The organism is Duganella sp. FT27W, assembly GCF_009295655.1.
GTDB classification, from domain to species: Bacteria; Pseudomonadota; Gammaproteobacteria; order Burkholderiales; family Burkholderiaceae_D; genus Rugamonas; species Rugamonas zoogloeoides.
The window spans coordinates 1-356 of sequence record NZ_WHIV01000020.1 but is presented as its reverse complement, the minus strand read 5'-3'; the positions used below and the strand labels follow the sequence as shown (position 1 = coordinate 356).

2 tRNA genes and 1 rRNA gene are annotated in these 356 nt (G+C 51.4%); all 3 read left to right on the top strand.

Features of this window, described 5'->3' with window-relative positions:
- Window positions 1–78, top strand: a 16S ribosomal RNA gene (locus tag F8197_RS28215); the annotation flags it as partial.
- A 63-nt stretch (window positions 79–141) separates the two neighbouring features.
- Window positions 142–218 (top strand) — tRNA-Ile (locus F8197_RS28210).
- Window positions 219–229: 11 nt separating this feature from the next.
- Window positions 230–305, top strand: a tRNA-Ala gene (locus F8197_RS28205).
- Window positions 306–356 lie beyond the last annotated feature (51 nt).

The window sequence follows — 356 nt, the reverse complement described above, 5'->3', positions numbered from 1 at the left end:
ACCACGGTAGGATTCGTGACTGGGGTGAAGTCGTAACAAGGTAGCCGTATCGGAAGGTGCGGCTGGATCACCTCCTTTCTAGAGTAGCACTCTTCATTAAGCGTTCACACTTATCGACTGTCAATTAGAAGAACAGCATTTGGGGCTGTAGCTCAGCTGGTTAGAGCACCGTGTTGATAACGCGGGGGTCGTTGGTTCGAGTCCAACCAGCCCTACCAGTCTTACCCATGGGGGATTAGCTCAGCTGGGAGAGCACCTGCTTTGCAAGCAGGGGGTCGTCGGTTCGATCCCGTCATCCTCCACCAAGAGTTCAAACGTAAATCAGTGAGATTTAGGTTTGGTCTTTTAGAGACCAA